General features: G+C 36.4%; 1 protein-coding gene and 1 pseudogene. Both read right to left on the bottom strand.

Going from position 1 to position 946, the window contains the following annotated elements:
* Window positions 1-22: 22 nt before the first annotated feature.
* Window positions 23-619 carry a hypothetical protein gene (locus tag IV71_RS07405; RefSeq protein WP_010690510.1) on the bottom strand — a complete coding sequence of 199 codons (597 nt, stop codon included), beginning with the start codon at window positions 617-619 and terminating at the stop codon, window positions 23-25.
* A pseudogene (locus IV71_RS07410) lies at window positions 616-946 on the bottom strand (hypothetical protein); the annotation flags it as partial. The gene IV71_RS07405 and the pseudogene IV71_RS07410, both read right to left, overlap by 4 nt.

Consider the following 946-nt stretch of genomic DNA (forward strand, 5'->3'; position numbering starts at 1 on the left):
GCGGTTGCAATTATGGTTGCAATTAGTTTGATGACAGTGAAGTTGAACTATTGGCTTCAATCTTTTCGATTCCAATGTATGAAACTTCGGTTAACTTGTGAGTGACCGAATCATACGTAACGTGGTATAGTAGAACACTTTGTCCAGAATTTTTACTTTTAAACTGGGCATTAACAACTACCCTCACATTGCCAGTCTGAGAACCATCAGTTGGCTGATTAATATCGGGATAGAAAACAGCTTCTGAGAGCTTTGACTGCAAACCAAGTGTATCCACATAGTGATTCTTATTAACGTAGTCGGACTGAAAAAGAGTAGGATTATCAATTACTTGATTGCTTGCAAAAGGGGCACAGGTTTTTGAGCGTTGGTTGAATTGTCTTGAACTATCAAAAGTGTGATAAGCACTGAAAAATTCCTGACAGACATTTCGCGCATCGTTAAATGGCCACTGCTTCGTTATTTTTGTTACTGTTTGACTAGTGATTGATCTGTTCTTATTGATTACGGATCGCAGCTTATTTTGTTGCTGAACAATGATTAAATTAATCGACAACAAGAGAATAATGACTAAAGAACCTGCCAAAATCCATGGATGAGCCTTAAGTTTATGAATCATGACTGTCCCCCTTTATCAGTGTGTTCCATGATAATGGAGATAATACTATCCGATTGTGGGCTATAGATTACATTAAATACTTTTTGGCCTTGGATCTCGTCTTGTTGGTAATCAACTAAACAGTACAAAGCAACAATTCCGTCATTATAATTTGGTTGAACTTGTACATTGGTAATTGTTACAGAACCATCTGTACTTGTTTCAGTATTTGTGTTTGGAAATAATAATGGTAAAGTTTCCACCACTGAAGGATCTAAATGATTCTGTAGAGCCGTTTTATTGTCAATTTTTTGCTTACCCATTTTGGCAGATAATTGAATTGTCTGT

The organism is Fructobacillus fructosus KCTC 3544 (genome assembly GCF_001438695.1).
Lineage (GTDB): Bacteria > Bacillota > Bacilli > Lactobacillales > Lactobacillaceae > Fructobacillus > Fructobacillus fructosus.

What these genes read in the sequence shown, in the direction of transcription:
- IV71_RS07405 (WP_010690510.1), bottom strand. Translation starts at nt 619, where the DNA reads ATGATTCATAAACTTAAGGCTCATCCATGGATTTTGGCAGGTTCTTTA.